General features: G+C 65.0%; 1 protein-coding gene. It reads left to right on the top strand.

Annotation, left to right across the window (positions count from 1 at the left end):
* The coding region (locus NE591_RS13090) for an MFS transporter (RefSeq protein ID WP_256156844.1) at positions 1-391 on the top strand (391 nt) is incomplete at both ends.

Genomic DNA, 391 nt, shown 5'->3' with positions numbered 1-391 from the left:
GGAATTCGGCTGGGATCGCTCGGCCACCTCGGTGGTATTCACGCTCTCTATCATCACCTTCTGCGCTGGCATGCTCGTAGCGGGCGCGCTGGAAGAGCGCACCTCGCCGCGCACGGTCATGCTCATAACCGCCACCTGCCTGGGACTCGGGCTTATCGCCTCGGCCTACACCGAATCGCTGCCCTTCATTTACGCCACCTACGGCGTGCTGGTCGGGGCCGGCGTAGGTCTTGGCACCGATGTGGTCATGTCCGTCACGCTGAAGTGGTTCCCCGACAAGCAGGGCCTGGCCTCCGGTGCTATGCTCATGGGCTTCGGCGGCGGCACCATGCTGCTGTCCCCCGTTCTCACCACGATGCTGGGGGCGCTCGGGTGGCGTCTGAACTTCGGA

This window comes from Adlercreutzia sp. DFI.6.23 (assembly GCF_024462535.1).
Taxonomy (GTDB): domain Bacteria; phylum Actinomycetota; class Coriobacteriia; order Coriobacteriales; family Eggerthellaceae; genus Adlercreutzia; species Adlercreutzia rubneri.
The sequence above is the reverse complement of the archived record's forward strand: the minus strand, read 5'-3'. Positions and strand labels throughout refer to the sequence as shown.